The 18,269-nt window shown below is 72.0% G+C and carries 18 protein-coding genes and 1 pseudogene; 11 read left to right on the forward strand and 8 right to left on the reverse strand.

All coding sequences use genetic code 11. From position 1 onward, the window contains the following. Positions 1-53: 53 nt before the first annotated feature. Both JOD95_RS08075 and JOD95_RS08080 read right to left on the reverse strand, forming a co-directional pair. Positions 54-704 (reverse strand): GntR family transcriptional regulator, encoded by a 651-nt coding sequence (locus JOD95_RS08075; RefSeq protein WP_209684356.1) that lies wholly within the window; start codon positions 702-704, stop codon positions 54-56. 12 nt (positions 705-716) lie between these two features. Continuing rightward, a complete protein-coding gene (locus JOD95_RS08080; protein WP_209684358.1) occupies positions 717-2,846 on the reverse strand; it encodes an efflux RND transporter permease subunit in 2,130 nt (709 codons plus the stop codon). Positions 2,847-2,929: 83 nt separating this feature from the next. Here JOD95_RS08080 and JOD95_RS08085 point away from each other — a divergent pair, with 83 nt between their 5' ends. Together JOD95_RS08085 and JOD95_RS08090 are read left to right on the forward strand one after the other, a co-directional pair. Next, entirely contained in the window at positions 2,930-3,328 is a 399-nt protein-coding gene (locus JOD95_RS08085) for a MarR family winged helix-turn-helix transcriptional regulator (protein ID WP_209684360.1), read from the forward strand. 67 nt (positions 3,329-3,395) lie between these two features. Next, a complete protein-coding gene (locus JOD95_RS08090; protein ID WP_209684362.1) occupies positions 3,396-4,430 on the forward strand; it encodes an LCP family protein in 1,035 nt (344 codons plus the stop codon). A gap of 81 nt (positions 4,431-4,511) precedes the next feature. Here the strand turns inward: JOD95_RS08090 and JOD95_RS16675 are convergent, their stop codons facing one another. The 6 genes from JOD95_RS16675 to JOD95_RS08120 form a co-directional block, all read right to left on the reverse strand. Further along, a complete protein-coding gene (locus JOD95_RS16675) occupies positions 4,512-5,195 on the reverse strand; it encodes a transglycosylase family protein (protein WP_066651599.1) in 684 nt (227 codons plus the stop codon). Between the two features lie 361 nt (positions 5,196-5,556). Continuing rightward, a complete protein-coding gene (gene rlmC / locus JOD95_RS08100) occupies positions 5,557-6,708 on the reverse strand; it encodes a 23S rRNA (uracil(747)-C(5))-methyltransferase RlmC (protein ID WP_209684364.1) in 1,152 nt (383 codons plus the stop codon). A gap of 7 nt (positions 6,709-6,715) precedes the next feature. Then, a complete protein-coding gene (locus JOD95_RS08105; RefSeq protein ID WP_209684366.1) occupies positions 6,716-7,591 on the reverse strand; it encodes an SMP-30/gluconolactonase/LRE family protein in 876 nt (291 codons plus the stop codon). A 37-nt stretch (positions 7,592-7,628) separates the two neighbouring features. Then, positions 7,629-8,249, reverse strand: coding sequence for a DedA family protein (locus JOD95_RS08110; RefSeq protein ID WP_209684368.1), 621 nt, complete (start codon positions 8,247-8,249; stop codon positions 7,629-7,631). Between the two features lie 37 nt (positions 8,250-8,286). After that, positions 8,287-8,973, reverse strand: coding sequence for a FadR/GntR family transcriptional regulator (locus tag JOD95_RS08115; protein ID WP_066651590.1), 687 nt, complete (start codon positions 8,971-8,973; stop codon positions 8,287-8,289). Next, positions 8,970-9,689: an SDR family oxidoreductase gene (locus tag JOD95_RS08120; protein ID WP_209684370.1), complete on the reverse strand. Its 720-nt coding sequence runs from the start codon at positions 9,687-9,689 to the stop codon at positions 8,970-8,972. Before JOD95_RS08120 ends, JOD95_RS08115 begins: the two co-directional genes overlap by 4 nt. Before the next feature lie 71 nt (positions 9,690-9,760). On the opposite strand from JOD95_RS08120, the gene JOD95_RS08125 reads away from it, so the two are divergent. The 9 genes and pseudogenes from JOD95_RS08125 (at position 9,761) to JOD95_RS08160 (ending at position 18,235) form a co-directional block, all read left to right on the forward strand. Beyond that, positions 9,761-10,516: an SDR family NAD(P)-dependent oxidoreductase gene (locus tag JOD95_RS08125; RefSeq protein WP_209684372.1), complete on the forward strand. Its 756-nt coding sequence runs from the start codon at positions 9,761-9,763 to the stop codon at positions 10,514-10,516. A gap of 133 nt (positions 10,517-10,649) precedes the next feature. Continuing rightward, entirely contained in the window at positions 10,650-13,577 is a 2,928-nt protein-coding gene (locus tag JOD95_RS08130) for a Na+/H+ antiporter subunit A (protein WP_209684374.1), read from the forward strand. Then, positions 13,574-13,999 (forward strand): Na(+)/H(+) antiporter subunit C, encoded by a 426-nt coding sequence (locus JOD95_RS08135; RefSeq protein ID WP_209684376.1) that lies wholly within the window; start codon positions 13,574-13,576, stop codon positions 13,997-13,999. The genes JOD95_RS08130 and JOD95_RS08135 overlap by 4 nt, the downstream gene beginning before the upstream one ends. Next, positions 13,996-15,699: a Na+/H+ antiporter subunit D gene (locus JOD95_RS08140; RefSeq protein WP_066651581.1), complete on the forward strand. Its 1,704-nt coding sequence runs from the start codon at positions 13,996-13,998 to the stop codon at positions 15,697-15,699. The genes JOD95_RS08135 and JOD95_RS08140 overlap by 4 nt, the downstream gene beginning before the upstream one ends. Then, positions 15,692-16,273: a Na+/H+ antiporter subunit E gene (locus JOD95_RS08145; RefSeq protein ID WP_066651579.1), complete on the forward strand. Its 582-nt coding sequence runs from the start codon at positions 15,692-15,694 to the stop codon at positions 16,271-16,273. Before JOD95_RS08140 ends, JOD95_RS08145 begins: the two co-directional genes overlap by 8 nt. Then, positions 16,270-16,611, forward strand: coding sequence for a sodium:proton antiporter (locus JOD95_RS08150; protein ID WP_209684378.1), 342 nt, complete (start codon positions 16,270-16,272; stop codon positions 16,609-16,611). Before JOD95_RS08145 ends, JOD95_RS08150 begins: the two co-directional genes overlap by 4 nt. Further along, a complete protein-coding gene (locus JOD95_RS08155) occupies positions 16,608-16,964 on the forward strand; it encodes a monovalent cation/H(+) antiporter subunit G (RefSeq protein ID WP_081984549.1) in 357 nt (118 codons plus the stop codon). The genes JOD95_RS08150 and JOD95_RS08155 overlap by 4 nt, the downstream gene beginning before the upstream one ends. Positions 16,965-17,272: 308 nt before the next feature. Beyond that, positions 17,273-17,368: pseudogene (locus tag JOD95_RS17065) on the forward strand (DUF2510 domain-containing protein); the annotation flags it as partial. Positions 17,369-17,464: 96 nt separating this feature from the next. After that, positions 17,465-18,235 (forward strand): DUF4190 domain-containing protein, encoded by a 771-nt coding sequence (locus JOD95_RS08160; RefSeq protein WP_245171635.1) that lies wholly within the window; start codon positions 17,465-17,467, stop codon positions 18,233-18,235. The last annotated feature ends 34 nt before the right edge of the window (positions 18,236-18,269 follow it).

The raw sequence follows: 18,269 nt of genomic DNA on the forward strand, positions 1-18,269 counted from the left end.
GGACAGGGAGATCCCTGAGGGTCCGTGCCCGACGCTGTACGCCCGGCGCTCGGTCAGTCGCGCGTGGGCAGGAGGTGGATCGCCTCCATCGCGAGTTCCGCGTCGATCGGCTCGCCCGCGGCGACGGCGTCACGGAGCTTCACGATCTCGGGTCGGATGACGTCGGTCGGGACGAGCTCGGTGAGCTCGGGCACGCGGAGCCGGAAGGCCAGACCGTCGGTGGTCGAGCGGCACAGCTGCGCGAGCGAGGCGTTGCCGCAGGCCTCCGCCCACATCGAGTAGATGTCCGCCCCCTCGCGCGCGACCTCGGCCTGCTGGTCGGCGTCGAGCCGCGCCAGGACGTCGTCGAGCACGGCGGTGACCCGCTCCCGCTCGGCGTCCGAGAACCGCGGGACGGCCAGGCGGACGACCCCGCCGTAGATGACGCCGAGCGTGCGGTAGGCGTCGAGCAGCTCGGCCTCGGTCGGTGCGGCGACGCGGGTGTAGCGGTTCGGCGCCATCTCGATGAGTCCGGCCCGTGCGAGTTCTGCCAGTGCTTCACGGATCGGGGTCCTGGAGACGCCGAGCCACGCGATGAGGTCGTCGTCGTTCAGTCGTTCGCCCGGTTCGAGCGTGCCGTCCATGATCGCGTCGCGGATCTTGTCCTGCACGGTGTCACGGAGCAGCTTGCGCTCTGCGGCCGGCTGCGTGGAGGGAACTGGCATGCCACCAGCGTGTCACATGTGACGCGCTGGGCGCGAGAGGCGCGACGGCCACCACGCCCGGCGCCCCAGGTCGATCACGAGCGCGGGGACGAGCAGCGACCGGACCACGACGGTGTCGAGCAGGACGCCGAACGCCACGACGAAGGCGATCTGCGCCAGGAACAGGATCGGGATGACGCCGAGCGCCGCGAAGGTCGCCGCCAGCACGATGCCCGCCGAGGTGATCACTCCCCCGGTGGCCGCGAGCCCGCGCAGGACACCCTCACGCGGGCCGTGCCGCAGGGACTCCTCGCGCACCCGGGTCATGAGGAAGATGTTGTAGTCGACGCCGAGCGCCACGAGGAACACGAACGCGTACAGCGGGACGGACGGGTCGACCCCGGGGAAGTGGAACACGTGGTCGAACACCAGTGCGCCGACGCCGAGTGCGGCCGCGAAGGACACCACGACACTGCCGACGAGGACCAGCGGGGCGACCACGCTGCGGAGCAGCAGCACGAGGATCAGCAGGATGACCGCGAGCACCACGGGGATGATGACCGAGCGGTCGCGGATGCCGGTGTCGTTCGTGTCGACGGCGGTCGCCGTGACGCCACCCACGACCGCGTCGGGGTCCACCCGCTCGACGGCGACGCGGAGGTCGCGGACGGTCCGTTCGGCGGCGCTCGAATCGGCGGGGTCGGCGAGCGTGGCCTCGAGCAGGACGTCCCCGCGCGACACCGTCGGCTCCGCCGTGCCCGGGGCGGTCCGGGCGGCGGCGTCCGACCCCACGGGGACGGTCCCCGAGGGCGAGTCGGTGGAGGCGGCCACCACCCCGTCGACCCCGCGGACCGAGCGGACGGCGTCGACGAGGGCGTCCAGGTCACGCTCGGTGCCGATGACCTGGGCCGGGCTGCCGGAACCCCCGGGGAAGTGGTCGGCGAGGACCCGCTGGCCGTCCCGCGCCTGGGACGACCCGATCACCAGGTCGCTCTGCGGGACGCCGTCGGCACGGAGCCCGACGAGGCCGCTGCCCATCGCCAGGAGCGCCACGGTGCAGACGATCCAGACCGTGCGGGACCGACGCGCGACGAGGCGCCCCACCCGCGCCCACAGTCCGGTCGCGTCCGGACCGGTGGTCGGGCGGCCACCGGAGCCGAAGGCCGGGCGCAGGGGCCAGAACGCCGCCCGACGGAACGCCAGCAGCAGGGCGGGCAGCAGGGTGAGGGCGGCGAGCAGGCTGAAGGCGATCCCGATCGCGGCGACCGGCCCGAGCGCCTTGTTCGAGTTGAGGTCCGACAGGAGCAGGCAGAGCACCCCGACGATGACGGTCCCGCCCGAGGCGACGATCGGCTCGAACGCGCCGCGGAGAGCGGCCCGGGTCGCCTCCCAGCCGGTGCGGTGCTCGCGCAGTGCCTCGCGGTAGCGCGCCGTGTAGAGGAGCGCGTAGTCCGTCGCGGCGCCGATCACGAGGATCGACAGGATGCCCTGCACCTGCCCGTTGACCGTCACGACCCCCGCCTTCGCCAGGGCGTACACCACGAGGATCGAGGCGCACAGGGCGAAGGTCGCCGTCCCGAGCACCAGGAACGGCAGCAGCGGCGACCGGTAGACCACGATCAGGATGACGAACACGGCGGCGAGTGCCACCCCGAGCAGCAGGCCGTCGATGCCCGCGAACGCCTCGGTCAGGTCGGCCGTGAAGCCCGCCGGACCGGTGACGTACCCGGAGACGCCGGCGGGCAGCGCCTCGTCCACCGTGGTCCGGATGGCCGAGACGGCGTCTCCGGTCTCCGCGTCCTCGGTCAGTGTCGCGACGATCTCGGCGGCGTCGCCGTCCTCGCTCGGGATCACCGGACTCGTGCCCTGCACGTCGTCGCGCTCGCCGATGGTGTCGGCGATCCGACGGGCCGCAGTGAGGTCGTCGGGCGTCAGGCCGCCGTCGCGGTCGAGGACGACGATGGCGGGTGCCCCCGAGGCCTGTCGGAAGTCGGCGGCACGCTCCTGCACCTTCGTCGCGTCGGCCGATGCCGGCAGGAACGACGTCTGGTCGTTCGTGGCGACCTCGGAGATCTTCCCGAAGACGGGACCGCCGACGCCGGCCACGACGAGCCAGACGAGGATGACGAGTGCGGGCAGGACGATGCGGAGGAACCGGGACACGTCGGTGAGCGTACACCGATCGTCAGCATGCTGACTATCTCCGCGCCGACGCCGCCGGGAGGACCCGCCCGTAGACTCCGATCATGCACGAACCCGCGGAGCAGTGGCCGCTCGGACGCCTGCTCTCCGCCGCGGCACGTGCCGTCGAACGGGAGTGGGACGAGCGACTCCGGGCGATCGGGCTGACCCACGCCGCCCTCGTCGCGATCGACATCCTGCTGCGGACCGGCCCGACGGGCGCGGACACCATCGCCAGGACCGCTCGCGTGCAGCCCCAGACCATGTCGCGGACCCTCGAGCGGGCCGAACGGGACGGCCTGGTCGAGCGGACCGCCCACCCGGAGGACCGCCGGCGTCGCGTGGTGTCCGTCACCGACGTGGGTCGCCGCGCATGGGAGACCGCACAGCACATCGAGCGGGAGGTCCTCCCCGAGGACGCGGAGCTCCGCCGGCGGCTGACCAGCGTGCTGCGGCGCTCGTGACACTGAAATACCACATGCTGTAGACTCTCCGGGTCGGCGCAGGGCCGACCCGACCCGAGGAGTCCCGATGTCCGAGCGTCGCGCCGCCCGAGCCGCGGCAGCAGCAACAGCAAGAACGGCCCGGAGGCGGCGCAGGCACCCCGCGCTCGTCGCGCTGGTCGCCACCACCGGCACCCTGGTCGGCATCGCCACCGTGCTCGCGGTCGTCGCAGCGGTCTTCGTCGGCAGTCTGACCCGGAGCTTCGACGACCACACCGAGGCGATCGCGGACCCCTTCCCCGCCGGCGACCGGCCCGCACCTTCCGGCGGCGCCGAGGACATCCTGCTCATCGGCTCCGACTCGCGGGCCGGACTGGCCGACGGCGACCAGACCGCCGGCGGGCGGTCGGACACGCTGATGCTCGCCCACGTGCCCGCCGACCGCCGCCACGTGTACCTCATGTCGATCATGCGCGACTCGTGGGTCGAGGTCCCCGGCCACGGCCAGGCCAAGATCAACGCCGCGTACTCCTGGGGCGGCATCCCGCTCACGGTGCAGACGGTCGAGCAGCTGCTCGACGTCCGGATCGACCACGTCGCCGAGGTCGACCTCGCCGGGTTCGCCGACATGACGGACGCACTGGGCGGCGTGACGGTGCAGTCGCCGCGCGACTTCACGGCGCGGGGCCACCACTTCGTCAGCGGTGCGAACCGGCTCGACGGCGAACAGGCCCTGGCCTTCGTGCGGGAGCGGTACGCGTTCGCCGACGCCGACCACACACGCGTCCGGAACCAGCAGGCGTTCCTGCGCGGGGTGTTCGACCAGGCCCTGTCGCGCGGCACCCTGACGCACCCGGGACGACTGCAGGAGTTCGTCACCGCGACGAGCGAGCACCTGGCGGTGGACCCCGGGCTCGACGCGGCGACGATCGTCCGTCTCGGGTGGTCCCTGCGCGGGGTCCGACCGGACGACCTGGTCACGTTCACGATGCCGACCGCGGGCAGCGGGACGACCCCCGACGGCCAGTCGTTCGTCCGGTTGGACGACCACGACCGCGCCGCGATCTCGAGCGCCCTGCGGTCCGACGACCTGCAGCGGTGGCTCGAGGACCGCCCGAGCTGACGGTCGCGCCGGCGAATCCCGGACAGCACGAGACCCCCGCGGCAGGTGCCACGGGGGTCTCGTGTCGGATCGGGCGGTCGATCAGGCGGGGAGCTGGAGCTCCTGGCCGGCGTAGATCAGGTTCGCGTCGTCGATCGTCGACGTGTTCGCGGCCCACAGCTTCATGTAGCCACCGTCGATGTTCAGCTTCGTCGCGATCTTGTCGAGCGTGTCGCCCGACTCGATCGTGTACGTCTTGCCGCTCGTCGCGACCGCGGCCGGCTTGCTCGACACGGCCGCCTTCGGAGCGGCCTGCGTGGTCGCCTTCGGTGCGGCCGGCGTGGTCGCCTTCGGTGCAGCCTGCTGCGGCGCGGCCTGCTGCGGTGCAGCCTGCTGCGGCGCGGCGGGGGCCGGAGCGGCGGCCTGCGGAGCGGCACCCGTGGTCCCGCTCAGGCCGAGCTTCGCGGAGCAGGCCGGCCATGCACCCCAGCCCTGGGACGCGAGGACGCGCTCGGCGACGGCGATCTGGGCCTCGCGGCTCGCGGAGGCCGGGTTGCCGGCGCCGCCGTTCGCCTGCCAGGTCCCGAGGTTGAACTGCAGGCCACCGTAGTAGCCGTTGCCGGTGTTGATGGCCCAGTTGCCACCGGACTCGCACTGTGCGAGGGCGTCCCAGGTCGAACCGGATGCGGCGTTCGCGGGCGCTGCCGCCAGGCCGACACCGGTCGCGGCGATGCCGGCGAAGGCCAGGCCACCGACGATGGTGCGGGTACGGGAAAGCTTCTTCATGGTTGATCGCTCCACCGGGACCACGGACCTGGCGCCCGCCTGAGCGGACCCGGTCGCCACTGCCCGTCCCGACCGATCGCGGTCATGTCGTGGGGTGCGCCGCCGGGGGCAGTGGTCTCGTGCCGGTGGCGCTGGTCGGCAACCATAGGAAATTCGTGACTGTTATCAAACCGAGACAATGAGTTCTACCCGTGAGTGCTATGTCCCCCACCGGTCTTCCTGAGTGCCCCGATCACCATGGGCATGCAGATCGGTCTGTACCCGGGTACGTGACCTTGGCAGTTTCCTGGCAATGCTGCGGACGGGAGGCCCGTGGCGGCCTGGCAGCGAGCCTCCCGACCGCTGGCTGGTCGCGTCCTGGTCAGCGCCTGGACAGCAGCGTCACGGCCTCGAGGTGGCCGGTCTGCGGGAACATGTCGAGCACGCGCGCCCGTCGCAGGCGGAGCGACGGCATGCGCGCGAGGTCCTTCGCGAGGGTGACCGGGTTGCAGCTCGAGTAGACGACGTGCTCGACCTCGGACTCCTCGAGCCAGGTCGCGAGCGTCTCGCCGATGCCCCGGCGCGGCGGGTTCACCACCACCAGCTCGGGCAGCGCGTCCGGTCGGGCCCGGAGGGCGTGCTCCGTCGCGTCGTCGGCGGCGAAGCGGACGTCGGTCAGCCCCGCCTCGCGCGCGGACTGCTTCGCGGAGCGGATCGCCTCCCGGCTCGTCTCGATCCCCGTGACGGCACGACCCGGGCGCGCTGCGTGCAGGGCGAACCCGCCGACACCGCAGTACAGGTCCCACATCGAGGCCGGCCCGACCTCGTCGATCCACGCCGACGCCTGGTCGTACAGCTGGCTCGCGACGCTCGTGTTCGTCTGGAAGAAGCTCTGCGGTCGCAGGTGCATCGTGATCGAGCCGAACCGCATCGGCAGCGTCTCCTGCTCGGTCAGTACGACCTCGCGCTCCCCCTCGGTGACGGCCTTGTGCTCCGGGAGCAGGTTCGCGGTGACCACGACCGCCTCGGGCAGGACCCGCCGCAGGTCGTCGAGGCGCTCACGCAGTCGTGGCAGCTGCCCTTCGGAGCGCAGCACGAAGCGCACCATGAGCTCGCCGTCCGGGGACTCGGTCACGAGCACGAACTTGAGCTCGCCCCGACGTGCGGCCACGTCGTACGGGATCAGCCCCGTGTCGGCGACGAAGTCCGCCAGGACCGGGAGCGCCCGTCGGATGCCCGGCGTGCAGATGCCGCAGTGCCGCAGGTCCACGCCGCGCTGCCGGTGGTCCAGGATCCCCACCGTGGGGCGCTGGACCGTGCCGCCGACGACCATCTTCGCCTTGTTGCGGTACCCGGACTCCGGGCTCGTGATCGCGGGCAACCACTCGACCGCCCCCGGGCCCCCTGCGGCCTCGACGGCGTCCCGCAGGAGTTCCCGCGTGCGGATCTCCTTGTCGAGCACCTGGTCGCCGTAGGGCTGTCCCATGAGTGTGCACGAGCGGCACACCCCCCGGTCGAAGTAGTCGCACTGCATGGCCGGGTCAGGATACGGCAGCGGCGTCCCGCGTCGTCGTCGCGATGCGGTACAGCGAGGTCGTCGCGGTCACGAAGAGCGTCGTGCCGTCGTCGCCGCCGAAGCACAGGTTCGACACGACCTCGGGCACGGCGACGTCGCCGATGCGGGCGCCGTCGGGAGCGAAGACCGTCACGCCCCGGTGGGTCGAGGACCACACGTTGCCGTGGACGTCGACCCGGATGCCGTCCGGCACGCCCTCGCCCTCGCCGAGCCGGGCGAACACCCGGCCGTTCTTCACGCGGTGGCCGTCGACGTCGTAGGCGCGGATGACCGGCTCGTGGGCGGACGAGCTGGCGACGTGGAGCACGCGCTCGTCGGGCGAGAACGCGAGACCGTTCGGTTCGTCGACGTCGAGCACCACGGGGCGCAGGTCCTCGCCGTCCGGTCCGCACCGGAACACCCAGTGGTCGCCGTACTCCCGCTCGCCCGGGTGTCCCTCACGCGGCTGGGTGATGCCGTAGGCCGGGTCGGTGAACCAGATCGAGCCGTCCCGCGTGACGACGACGTCGTTCGGCGAGTTCAACCGACCGTCCGCCCAGCCGTCGACGACCGCGGTGACGACGCCGCCCCGGTCGCGCTCGACACGTCGCCGCCCGTGCGAGCACTGCACGACGGAACCGTCACGGTCCAGCGTGCGGCCGTTCGTGAACTCGACGTCCGACGCGTACACGGTCGTACCGCCGGTCTCCTGGTGCCACTCGAGGATCCGGTCGCCCGGGATGTCCGACCAGCGGACCGTCCGGTCCGACGGGATCCAGCACGGCCCCTCGGCCCAGGTGCTGCCGGTCGCGAGGCGCTCGACGGCGTCGGGGTCGGGGACGAGTTCGGTGAGGCTCGACACGGGTCCTCCTTCGGACGGTGCCGTCCACGCTACGGCGTCAGGCGGTCGCAGCGGCCTCGGCGCGGCGTCGCACGGCCTTCTCGACCGCGGAGATCGCGAGGCCGAGCAGGATCGACGCGACCACCGCGAGGGTCGTCACGAGGAACGGCTGCTCCCGGCTCCAGTGCCCGGTGGCCGCGGCGATCCCCACGCAGTAGGCCGCCCACACCACGTCGGCGACGAGGCAGCTGACCAGGAAGCGCCGGAGGTCGAGCCCGCTGTCCGCACCGACCAGGTTCGTCGTGAGGCGCCCCATCGGGATGAAGCGGCCGAGGACGGCGATGCGTCCGGGGGCCTTCCGGTACCGGGCGTCGATCGACTCCCGCGCCTTCCTGACCTTCGGCCGGCTGAACCACGACCGCGAGCCGAGGTCGACCGTCCGCGCCAGGTGCCAGAGCGCGACGTCGCCGAGCACCATCCCGATCGTCGCCGCGACCACCAGGACGAGCACGGGCAGGAACCCACCGTCACCACCGACGAGCAGCGTGCCGATCGCGACGACGAGCGCCTGACTCGGTAGGAACACCGCAACGCTGCCGGCGGCCAGCACGAGCCCGACCACGAGGAAGGCCCAGGGCGTCCCGACGAGCTGGAGCACCATCTCCTGCGCTGCGTCCACCGGTCACCTCCGTCGACGCGGGGTGCGCCGACCACGATCATCCCAGGTCCGGGCCCGGCCGGTGCTCGGTGCGCCGCACGATCTCGCGCATCACGTCGGCGGCCTCGTCCGACCGACCCCCGACGACCGCCTGCACGAGCGCGACGTGCAGGCCGACGTCGTGGCGGTCCGGCCGGATGCTCCCGCGCTCACGGAGCGCCTCCCCCACGACGCGGTGCAGCCGTCGGTACAGCGCGTTGCCGGACAGCTCCAGCACGAGGGAGTGCAGCCGGACGTCCGCGATCGTGAAGTCGACCCGGCGGTCCTCGGCCGCGGCGGACGCGAGCTCGTCCGCGGTGGCGAGGAGCGCCTCCCGTCCGGCCGCGCAGTCCTCGAGCGGTGCTCGTCGGGCCGCCGCGGCGGCCGCTGCCGGTTCCACGGCGACCCGCAGCTCGCGGAGCTCGACGGAGACCTGCGCCGCGTCGGGCCCCCGGAGCCGCCAGCGGACGACCAGCGGATCGAGGACGTCCCAGTCCGTGGGGTGGGCGACGACCACGCCGACGCGGGGGCGCGCACTGAGCATGCCGAGCGCGACGAGGACGCGGACCGCCTCACGGACGATGCTGCGGCTCGCGCCCGACCAGGCCACCAGGTCGTCGGTGCTCCGACGGCTCCCCGGCGCGAAGGTGCCGGTGACGACGGCGGTCCCGATCCCGTCGAGCACCCGGTCGAAGGCGCTCGTCACCGCTGCGCGACGGGCGACAGGACGAGCTCGTCGATGCGGACGTGGGCCGGCACCCCGAGCACGAAGGCCACCGTGCGGCCGACGTCGTCGGGCTGCAGCATCCGAGCGCGCGCCGCCGCGTCGGGGACCTCCGGACGCTGGTCCAGGAAGTCCGTCGCGACGTCGCCCGGGCACAGGTGGGTGGCCCGCACGCCGTGCTCGGCCTCCTGCTGGTTGAGCGTCCGGACGATCGAGCCGAGGGCGGTCTTGCTCGCCGAGTACGCGACACCGGCACCGGGTTGGAAGGACCAGCCCGCGTAGGACGACACCACCACGACGACACCGCCCGCGTCCCGGAGCGCCGGCAGTGCAGCGTCGACCACCGTCACCACCGCGGTCGTGTTCGTGTCGAGGACGGCGCGGACGTCGGCGAGCGACTGGTCGTCCCACCGTCGCGCCGGCGAGTTCAGCCCGGCTGCCAGCACCAGGCCGTCGATCCGGCCGTGCCGTCCGAGCACGGTGTCGCGTGCTGCGGGCACCGCGTCGCCGTCCGTCACGTCGAGTGGCACGACGTCCGCCGTCCCGCCGACCGCGCGGACCTCGTCCGCGACCTGCTCGAGTCGCTCCCGGCGACGCCCGCTGAGCACCACCGTCCACCCGTCACGGGCTGCGGCCACCGCGCTCGCCGCCCCCATCCCGCTGCCGCCACCCGTGATCCAGAGCACCTTCGCCGTCATGCTTGAATAGTATGACGATTCGAGGCACGGGCGCCCTCCGTTGCCGGGACAGACCGACGACGGGAGCGACGATGCACCTCGACCTGACCGACCGCGTGGTGGTCGTCACCGGAGCCGGCCGGGGGATCGGCCGGACACTCGCGGCGCGGTTCGCCACCGAGGGGTGCCGCGTCGTCGCGTTCGACCTCGCCTTCGACGACGCCGGTGACGACGGCGTCGACCGTGTCGTGTGCGACGTCGCCGACCCGGCCTCCGTGCGTGCGGCCGTCGACGAGGTCGTCCGCCGGCACGGCACCGTCGACGTGCTCATCAACAACGCGGGCATCAACGTCACCGGGACCGTCGCCGAGCTCGGCTGGGACGAGTGGCGACGGTGCATGGACGTGAACCTCGGGGGCACCTTCCTGGTCAGCCAGGCGGTCGCGCCGGTGATGCAGGCGGCCGGGCGCGGGCGGATCGTCAACGCCGCGTCGTTCGCGGCGATCGTGCCGAGCGTCGGCAGCGCGGCCTACGCGGCGTCGAAGGCCGCGGTGGTCTCGTTCACCCGCGTGCTGGCGTCGGAGCTCGGCCCGTGGGGCATCACCGTGAACGCCTACGCGCCCGGCATGGTGCCGACCGCGATGAACGGGTTCGCCGAGATGCCGCAGGCCGAGCAGGACCGGCTGCTCGACACCCTGTCGCTCCGGCGGTGGGAGACGCCCGACGACGTCGCCGACCTCCTGGTCTTCCTGGCGAGCGACGCGTCCGCCTACGTCACGGGCACACTGCTGGACGTCTCCGGCGGCAAGCTCGCGACGCAGATCCCGGCACGGGCGCACGGTCGCTGAGGCCGGACGCGGAGCAGAGTGGAGGGAACGCTCGCTCCGGCTGTCCGGTCGCTCAGGAAGTTGCCATCCGCCTCTCCGTAGGCTGTGAGGGCCCAGTGAGCCGGACTGCAGCCCGACCCCGAGGAGGTGCCCGATGGTCTCCGTCCTCGTCGCGTTCGCGATCGTCGCCCTGATCGTCCCCGCCCTGACCCCGCTGATGGGGCGCCGCGTGTTCTACGTCGCCGCCCTCGCCCCCGCCGCCGCCGCGGTGCTGACGATCGCCCAGAGCGACGCCGCACTCCACGGCGGGGTCACGAGCCGGTGGCAGTGGATCCCGGAGCTCGACCTGGCGCTGTCGCTGCGGATGGACGCCCTGTCGTGGGTCCTCGCCCTGGTGGTCTCCGTCGTCGGTGCGCTCGTGCTCGTCTACTGCGCGTCGTACTTCGAGCGGGACGAGCCCGGACTGGGCCGGTTCGCGTCCGTCCTGACCGCCTTCGCCGGGTCGATGTACGGCCTCGTCGTCGCCGACGACGTGATCGTGCTCTTCGTGCTCTGGGAGGCCACGACGGTCTTCTCGTACCTGCTCATCGGGCAGGACGCCGACAAGCGCGCGAGCCGTGCCGCCGCGATGCAGGCCCTCGTCGTCACGACCGCCGGCGGGCTGGCGATGCTCGCCGGACTCGTCGCCCTGTCCGTGACCGCGGGGACCACGAGCCTGTCGGGCATCATCGCGCAGGCACCGGAGCTCGTCGAGCGTCCGGGGCCGCTCGTGCCGGTCGCGGTGGTCCTCGTGCTCCTGGGCGCCCTGACGAAGTCGGCGATCGTCCCCTTCCACTTCTGGCTCCCGGCAGCGATGGCGGCGCCGACCCCGGTCAGCGCGTACCTGCACGCCGCGGCGATGGTGAAGGCCGGCATCTACCTGGTCGCCCGCCTGGCCCCGGCGTTCGCGCTGCTGACCGGCTGGCGCGAGACGATCACCGTGCTCGGTGTGCTCGGCATGCTCATCGGCGGCTACCGCGCGCTGCGCCAGACCGACGTGAAGCTGCTGCTCGCCTACGGGACGGTCGCGCAGCTCGGCTTCCTCGTGCTCGCCGCCGGGTGGGGCGCTCCGGCCGTCGCCCTGGGCGGGATCGCACTGCTCGTCGCGCACGCCACGTTCAAGTCGACGCTGTTCCTGGTCGTCGGAGCCGTCGACCACGCGACCGGCACCCGCGACCTCCGGAAGCTCAGCGGTCTCGGGCGGAAGCTGCCGTGGCTCGTCGTGGTCAGCGTCCTCGCGCTCGCGTCGATGGCAGGCATCCCGCCGACGATCGGCTTCGTCGCGAAGGAGGCCGTCCTGACCGGCTTCGTCGAGGAGCTCCACGGACCGCAGGCGGCCTGGGCGTGGATCGCGCTCGTCGGGGTGACCCTCGGCTCGCTCCTCACCGTCGCGTACTCGCTCCGCTTCCTCTGGGGCACGTTCGCCCGGAAGTCCGGCGTGGCCGACACCGAGCCGCACGGCCTGCACGGACTCGGTGTCGTGCCGTCCGTCCTCGCCGTCGCCGGACTCGCGCTCGGCCTGCTCACGCCCGTCGTCGCGCACGGCGTCGAACCCGCTGCCACCGCCGCGGCCCTGCCCGAGGGCGAGGTCCCGCACCTGGCGCTCTGGCACGGCCTGGAGCCCGCGCTCGGCCTCTCCGCGATCACGCTCGTCGGCGGCGTCCTCCTGTTCCTGGCACGACGCCGGGTCGAGGCCCTGCAGCACCGACTCTCCGGGTCACCGAGCGCGGCCGACACCTACCGGAAGACCATGCGTGGGCTCGACCGCCTGGCGACCGGGCTCACGGCCGGCGTCCAGCGCGGTTCGCTCCCCTACTACCTGACCGTGATCCTGTCGGTGTTCGTCGCCGGCGCCCTGGCGAACCTGGTGCTCGGCGGCCCGTGGGCGTTCCGCGTGCGCTTCGCCGACTCGTGGGGCCAGGTACCGGTCGTCGCCGTGATGGCCGTCGCCGCGATCGCGGTGCTGACCGCGAAGACCCGGTTCGCCGCCGCCGTGCTCGTCGGCGTCACCGGCTACGGGATGTCCGTGCTCTTCGTCCTGCACGGTGCGGTCGACCTCGCGCTCACCCAGCTCGTGGTCGAGACCGTCACGCTCATCGCGTTCGTGCTGGTGCTCCGCCGGCTCCCCCCGCGGATCGCCACGGCCAACCCGTCGCGCTTCCGGATCGTGCGGGCCCTGTTCGCCGGCCTCGCGGGAGCCACCCTGGCCGTCGTCGTGGTCGTCGCGGCCTCGGCACGGAACAGCACCCCGATCTGGCCGGACATCCCGGCGCTCACGAAGTCCTTCGGTCACGGCCTGAACGTCGTGAACGTCGCCCTCGTCGACCTGCGCGGCTGGGACACGCTCGGTGAGCTGACCGTCGTCGTCGCCGCGGCCACGGGTGTCGCGAGCCTGATCTTCCTCGATTCGCGCGAGGACACCCTGCCGCGGCTGCGCGACCTGCCGGCGACCGTGACGAGCGACAAGCACCGCCCGGACGGCGAGCCCCGCGCCTGGCTGCCGACGAGCGCGGCGATCCCGACCGGTCGCTCGGCCCTGCTCGACGTGGTCGTCCGCCTGCTCTTCCACGGCCTCGTCGTGCTCTCGCTCTACCTGCTCTTCGCCGGGCACAACACGGCCGGCGGCGGCTTCGCCGGCGGACTCGTCGCCGGCATCGCGCTGGCCGGTCGGTACCTGGCGGGCGGTCCCGCGGAGCTCGGCGCCGCCGCGCCCGTCCGCGCCGGTCGCCTGCTCGGCCTGGGCGTCGCCACCGCGGCCACGACCGCGATCGTCCCGCTCTTCTTCGGGAAGGAAGCCCTGTACTCCGCGTTCTTCGAGGCGACCGTCCCCGTGCTCGGGCACGTCGAGTTCGTCACCGCGACGTTCTTCGACATCGGGGTCTACCTGGTGGTCGTCGGGCTCGTCCTCGACGTGCTCCGGAGCCTCGGTGCCGAGGTCGACCGGCAACGGCTCGAGGACTCCCGGGCGCGCATCACCGACACCACGGAGGGCGACGTCGACGACAACGCCGCCGCAGCGACCCCGGAGGGGAGTGCCGTATGACCATCACCCTGGTCCTCGTCATCGCGATGGCGGTGCTGTTCTCGTGCGGCGTGTACCTGCTGCTCGAGCGGTCGCTGACCCGGATGCTGCTCGGGTTCCTGCTGCTCGGCAACTCCCTGAACCTGCTGTTGCTCATCATGTCCGGCGCGGCGGGCAAGCCCCCGATCGGCGGCTCGTCCGAGGGCATCACCGACCCGCTCCCCCAGGCGTTCGCCCTGACCGCGATCGTCATCACCTTCGCGGTGAGCGCGTTCCTGCTCGCCCTCATCCACCGCTCGTGGAAGCTGTCCCGCGCCGACGAGGTCGAGGTCGACGAGGCCGACGTCGCGATCGGCAAGGACCGCGACGACGATCCCGCGGACGACGACCCCGAGATCGACACCGACCCCGAAGCGGTCCAGAACGAGGAGGCCTCGCGATGACCTGGCTCGTCCCCTTGCTCGTCCTCGTCCCGCTGCTCGGCGCCGCCATCGCGCTCGGCCTCCTGCGGCACCAGAAGCTCCAGCGGGCCATCACGGTCGCGGTGCTCGCGGTGGCCGTGGTCGTGGCCGCCACGCTCATGGTGCTCGTCGACCAGCACGGCACCATCGTCGTGCAGGTCGGCGGGTGGCAGGCACCGTACGGCATCTCGCTCGTCGTCGACCGGCTGAGCGCCCTGCTCCTCACCGTGAGCGCGAGCGTGCTCCTGCTCGTGCTGCTCTTCTCGATCGGCCAGGGACTCGCGGCCGACGACGAGGACGCCCCCGTCACGATCTACTACCCGACCTACCTGGTGCTGGCCGCCGGAGTGCTCGACGCGTTCCTGGCGGGCGACCTGTTCAACCTCTACGTCGCGTTCGAGATGCTCCTGGTGGCGAGCTACGTGCTCATCACCCTGGGCGGCAGCGAGCAGCGCGTCCGCGCCGGCACGACGTACATCATCACGAGCCTCATCGCCTCGGCGCTGTTCCTCGCGTCCATCGGCCTGGTCTACGGCGCGACCGGCACCGTGAACATCGCGCAGATCTCGGAGCGCGTCGCCGGGCTCCCCGAGCACGTGCAGCTCCTGCTCCACACGATGCTGCTCATCGCCTTCGGCATCAAGGCCGCGGTGTTCCCGCTCGCCTTCTGGCTGCCGGACTCGTACCCGACCGCACCGGCCCCGGTCACCGCGGTGTTCGCCGGACTCCTCACGAAGGTCGGCATCTACGCGATCATCCGGCTCGAGACGATCATCTTCCCGAGACCACAGCTCAACACGGTGCTGCTCGTGGTCGCGGTGCTCACGATGATCGTCGGCGTGCTGGGGGCCGTGTCGCAGACCGACGTGAAACGACTGCTGTCCTTCACGCTCATCAGCCACATCGGCTTCATGGTGATGGGCGTCGGGCTCGGTTCCGTCGTCGGCACCGCCGCGGCCGTGTTCTACACGGTGCACCACATCGTCGTGCAGACCACGCTGTTCCTGGTGTCGGGGGTGATGGAACGCGTGGGCGGCACGACCTCGACCCGGTCGCTCGGCGGGCTGCTCAAGGCCGCACCGCTCCTCGCCGCGCTCTACCTGGTCCCGGCGTTCAACCTCGGGGGCATCCCGCCGTTCTCCGGGTTCATCGGCAAGCTCGGCCTGTTCCGCGCCGCGGCCGAGGACGGCTCCCCGATGGCCTGGGTGACGGTCGGCGCCGGCGTGGTGACGAGCCTCCTCACCCTGTACGCGCTGATGCGCGTCTGGGACGCCGCCTTCTGGCGGCCCAAGCCGGCCGCCGAGGCGGCGGCACCGCACGCCAGCACGGCCGAGCCGCACGCGCACCTGCGGTCGCCGGAACCGGCGCCGCTGACCGTCTCCGAGGAGACGGGCGAGGCGTACCACCCGGGAGGCTCGACCACCGTCACCGACGCGGCGCACGCGAGCAGTGCCTCCGGTCCGGCCACCGGCCAGACCCCCGCGGTCGAGCCGTCGGTGCACACGCCGCTGCCCCGGATGCTCGTCGCCGTCACGACGGTGGCGGTCCTCGGGTCGGTCGCGCTCACCGTCGTCGCCGGTCCGCTCTACGGTTACGCGACCCGCGCAGCGGAGTCACTCGAGTCGCCGGACCGCTACGTGCAGGCCGTCCTGGGCAGCACGGACGGAGGCGCTGATGAGTGACACCCGCCGCATCTCGAACGCCCGACGGATCGCCCTCGCCTGGCGCTACGACGTGCCGCTCGTCGCCGGACTGACCGTGCTCTGGGCGCTGCTGTGGGGATCCTGGAGCGTCCTGACGCTGCTGTGCGGCGTGGTCGTCGCGCTCCTCGTCACGCAGCTGCTCCCGCTGCCGCCCGTCCCCCTGTCGAAGCGGTTCTCGCTGCCGCGCGCACTGTGGTTCCTGGTGGTGTGGGCCGGGCACGTCGTCGTCGCCTCGTTCCGGGTGGCCTGGGCGGCCGTCCGACCGCGCGGCGTCCGGCAGAGCTCGATCGTGCTCGTGCAGCTGCACACCACGTCGGAGATGACCTTCACGCTCGCCACCCTGGCGATCTCCCTCGTGCCCGGGTCGTACGTCGCCGACGTCGACCTCCCCCGCCGTCGCCTGCTCATCCACGTGCTCGACACCGAGCGCCGTGAGCAGGTCGACCAGGAGCGGCGGACCGTCGCACGCATCGAGGAGCTCGTCATCCGCGCCATCGGGTCGAAGCAGGACGTCTCCGAACTCGCCGAGCCGCTGCCGGAGGTGACCCGGTGAGCGCCGCGGTCGTCGTCATGGCCGTCGGGATCGCGCTCGTGCTCGTCCTGCTCGGCGCCACGCTCGCGCTGGCCGTCGGGCGGATCGTCCGCGGACCGACGATCCTCGACCGGATGATCGGCTCCGACATGGTGCTCACCACCGCGCTCGTGGTGATCGCCGCGGCGATGGTGGTCCGGCGCGACCTGACCGGCGTCCCGGTGCTGGTCGTCATCGCGGCGACGAGCGTCTTCGCGACCATCGCCGTCGCACGGATCGTCACGCCCTCGTCGGACCCGTCCGACGAGGGGATCGACGTGACCACGCCGGAGCACGCCGCCGAGGAGGAGTCGAAGTGATCGAGATCCTGCAGTCCTTCGTCGACGGGGCCGGCGTCCGTGCGTGGATCGCCCTCGTGCTGATGCTCCTCGCCGCGGGGCTGTCGTTCGGCGCCGCCGTGGGCATCGTCCGGTTCCGGGACCCCCTCGTCCGGCTGCACGCGATGGCGAAGCCGCAGGTGCTCGGGTTGGCGCTCGCCCTGGCCGCGATCGTCGTGGCGGTGTGGACCTGGACGGCGTTCTGGGTCGTGCTGCCGGTGCTCGTGTTCCAGCTCTTCCTGGTGCCGGTGTCGACCCACATGATCGCGCGTGCCGGGCTGCGGTCGAACGACTACCGGCACGAGGACCTGCTGGTCGACGACACCGAGGACTGACGCGGCTCCTCCTGACCCTGTCGGCCTCGTGATCGACGAGCCGGGCGCCGTAACGGGTCCACGAGTTCCACCTCCCCCCCCCCCCGTTCTAGGGCACGCTTCCAAGTAGCGAAGATCCTTCGAATTCGTCTAGCTTCTCCGAGGAGCACTCGTCGGGGATCCAGGACATCCGGTTCCGGTTCGAGCTCCGATCAGCGACGTCCCGCCCAGACGCCCACCAGGTCTGTACGGCAGCGAGCTCCCCCACCGCGCAACGCATCCCGAGCAGTCTGCGCCACGACCCGAGAGAACGAGCCTTGCCTCAGGACATGCCCGCCGGCTGGTACCCAGCACCGCACGCCAACAACGAACCACGCTACTGGGACGGACGAGACTGGTCCGAGACTCCGCCGCCCTTCCAGCCGGAACAACCCGCCGCTCCGATGTACGGATCGGTGGCGCAGATGGCTCCTCCGGCGGTTCGAGCACCCGGTTCCGCGAACCAGCCGTACGGACTGTCCGTGGCAGCACTCGTCGTCGGCATCGTGGCCTTCCTCACGGGCCTCGTGCCTGTGCTCGGCCTCGTGCTCGCAATCACGGCTGTCGTCCTGGCGATCATGGCGCTGGTCAAGCGACACGCGAAGAAGATGGCCATCACGGGCCTCGTGCTCGGCGGCGTCGCACTCCTGACCGGAGTCGCAGTGGCAGGTGGCGGGGACGACAGCACCGATTCCGCGTCGAAGGCTTCCAGCGTGGTCGAGTCTGCGGAGACCGCCAAGCCGTCCGAACCCGCCGAGCAGGAGAGTCAGACGAATGCGCCGGCCGCGGCGGACGAGCCCGAGAAGGCTTCCGAGGCAGCTCCGACTGCGGACGGCACCGTCGAGAACCCCTCGCCGCAGCCTTACACCGCCAAGGGCCTGCTCGGCGGCGAGAAGTACAGCCTGACGGCGCGCATCGTGGATGCGAATGCGAATGCAGCCGTCGCGCAGTACAACATGTTCAACGACGAAGCGCCTGCTGGGTTCAAGTACGTCATCGCGGAACTGACCATGACGGGGATCGATCCGGACGGGGTCGAGCCGTCGCTCGCGTCGATCGATCTCTCCCTCGCGACCCCTGAGGGCAATCGGTACGACGGCGAGTACATCATGTTCGGTGACGGGATGCCGTCGATGAGCGACGGGCCGACCCTCTACCCCGGATCGAAGTTCACCGGGTACACGGCCTACCTCGTTCCGGACAGCGCACAGTCCTTCCTGCTCTACGACAACGGGAAGTACATCGCCTTCTGAACCGCTCACGCCAGTGATCGCCCTCTCGCACTGC

The organism is Curtobacterium sp. 1310 (genome assembly GCF_017834105.1).
In the GTDB taxonomy this organism is placed as follows: Bacteria; Actinomycetota; Actinomycetes; order Actinomycetales; family Microbacteriaceae; genus Curtobacterium.

Bases quoted from the DNA above. Each gene is read 5' to 3' on its own strand.
- JOD95_RS08075 (WP_209684356.1), bottom strand. From the start codon at position 704: ATGCCAGTTCCCTCCACGCAGCCGGCCGCAGAGCGCAAGCTGCTCCGT.
- JOD95_RS08085 (WP_209684360.1), top strand. From the start codon at position 2,930: ATGCACGAACCCGCGGAGCAGTGGCCGCTCGGACGCCTGCTCTCCGCC.
- JOD95_RS08090 (WP_209684362.1), top strand. From the start codon at position 3,396: ATGTCCGAGCGTCGCGCCGCCCGAGCCGCGGCAGCAGCAACAGCAAGA.
- JOD95_RS16675 (WP_066651599.1), bottom strand. From the start codon at position 5,195: ATGAAGAAGCTTTCCCGTACCCGCACCATCGTCGGTGGCCTGGCCTTC.
- rlmC (WP_209684364.1), bottom strand. From the start codon at position 6,708: ATGCAGTGCGACTACTTCGACCGGGGGGTGTGCCGCTCGTGCACACTC.
- JOD95_RS08120 (WP_209684370.1), bottom strand. From the start codon at position 9,689: ATGACGGCGAAGGTGCTCTGGATCACGGGTGGCGGCAGCGGGATGGGG.
- JOD95_RS08125 (WP_209684372.1), top strand. From the start codon at position 9,761: ATGCACCTCGACCTGACCGACCGCGTGGTGGTCGTCACCGGAGCCGGC.
- JOD95_RS08130 (WP_209684374.1), top strand. From the start codon at position 10,650: ATGGTCTCCGTCCTCGTCGCGTTCGCGATCGTCGCCCTGATCGTCCCC.
- JOD95_RS08135 (WP_209684376.1), top strand. From the start codon at position 13,574: ATGACCATCACCCTGGTCCTCGTCATCGCGATGGCGGTGCTGTTCTCG.
- JOD95_RS08140 (WP_066651581.1), top strand. From the start codon at position 13,996: ATGACCTGGCTCGTCCCCTTGCTCGTCCTCGTCCCGCTGCTCGGCGCC.
- JOD95_RS08145 (WP_066651579.1), top strand. From the start codon at position 15,692: ATGAGTGACACCCGCCGCATCTCGAACGCCCGACGGATCGCCCTCGCC.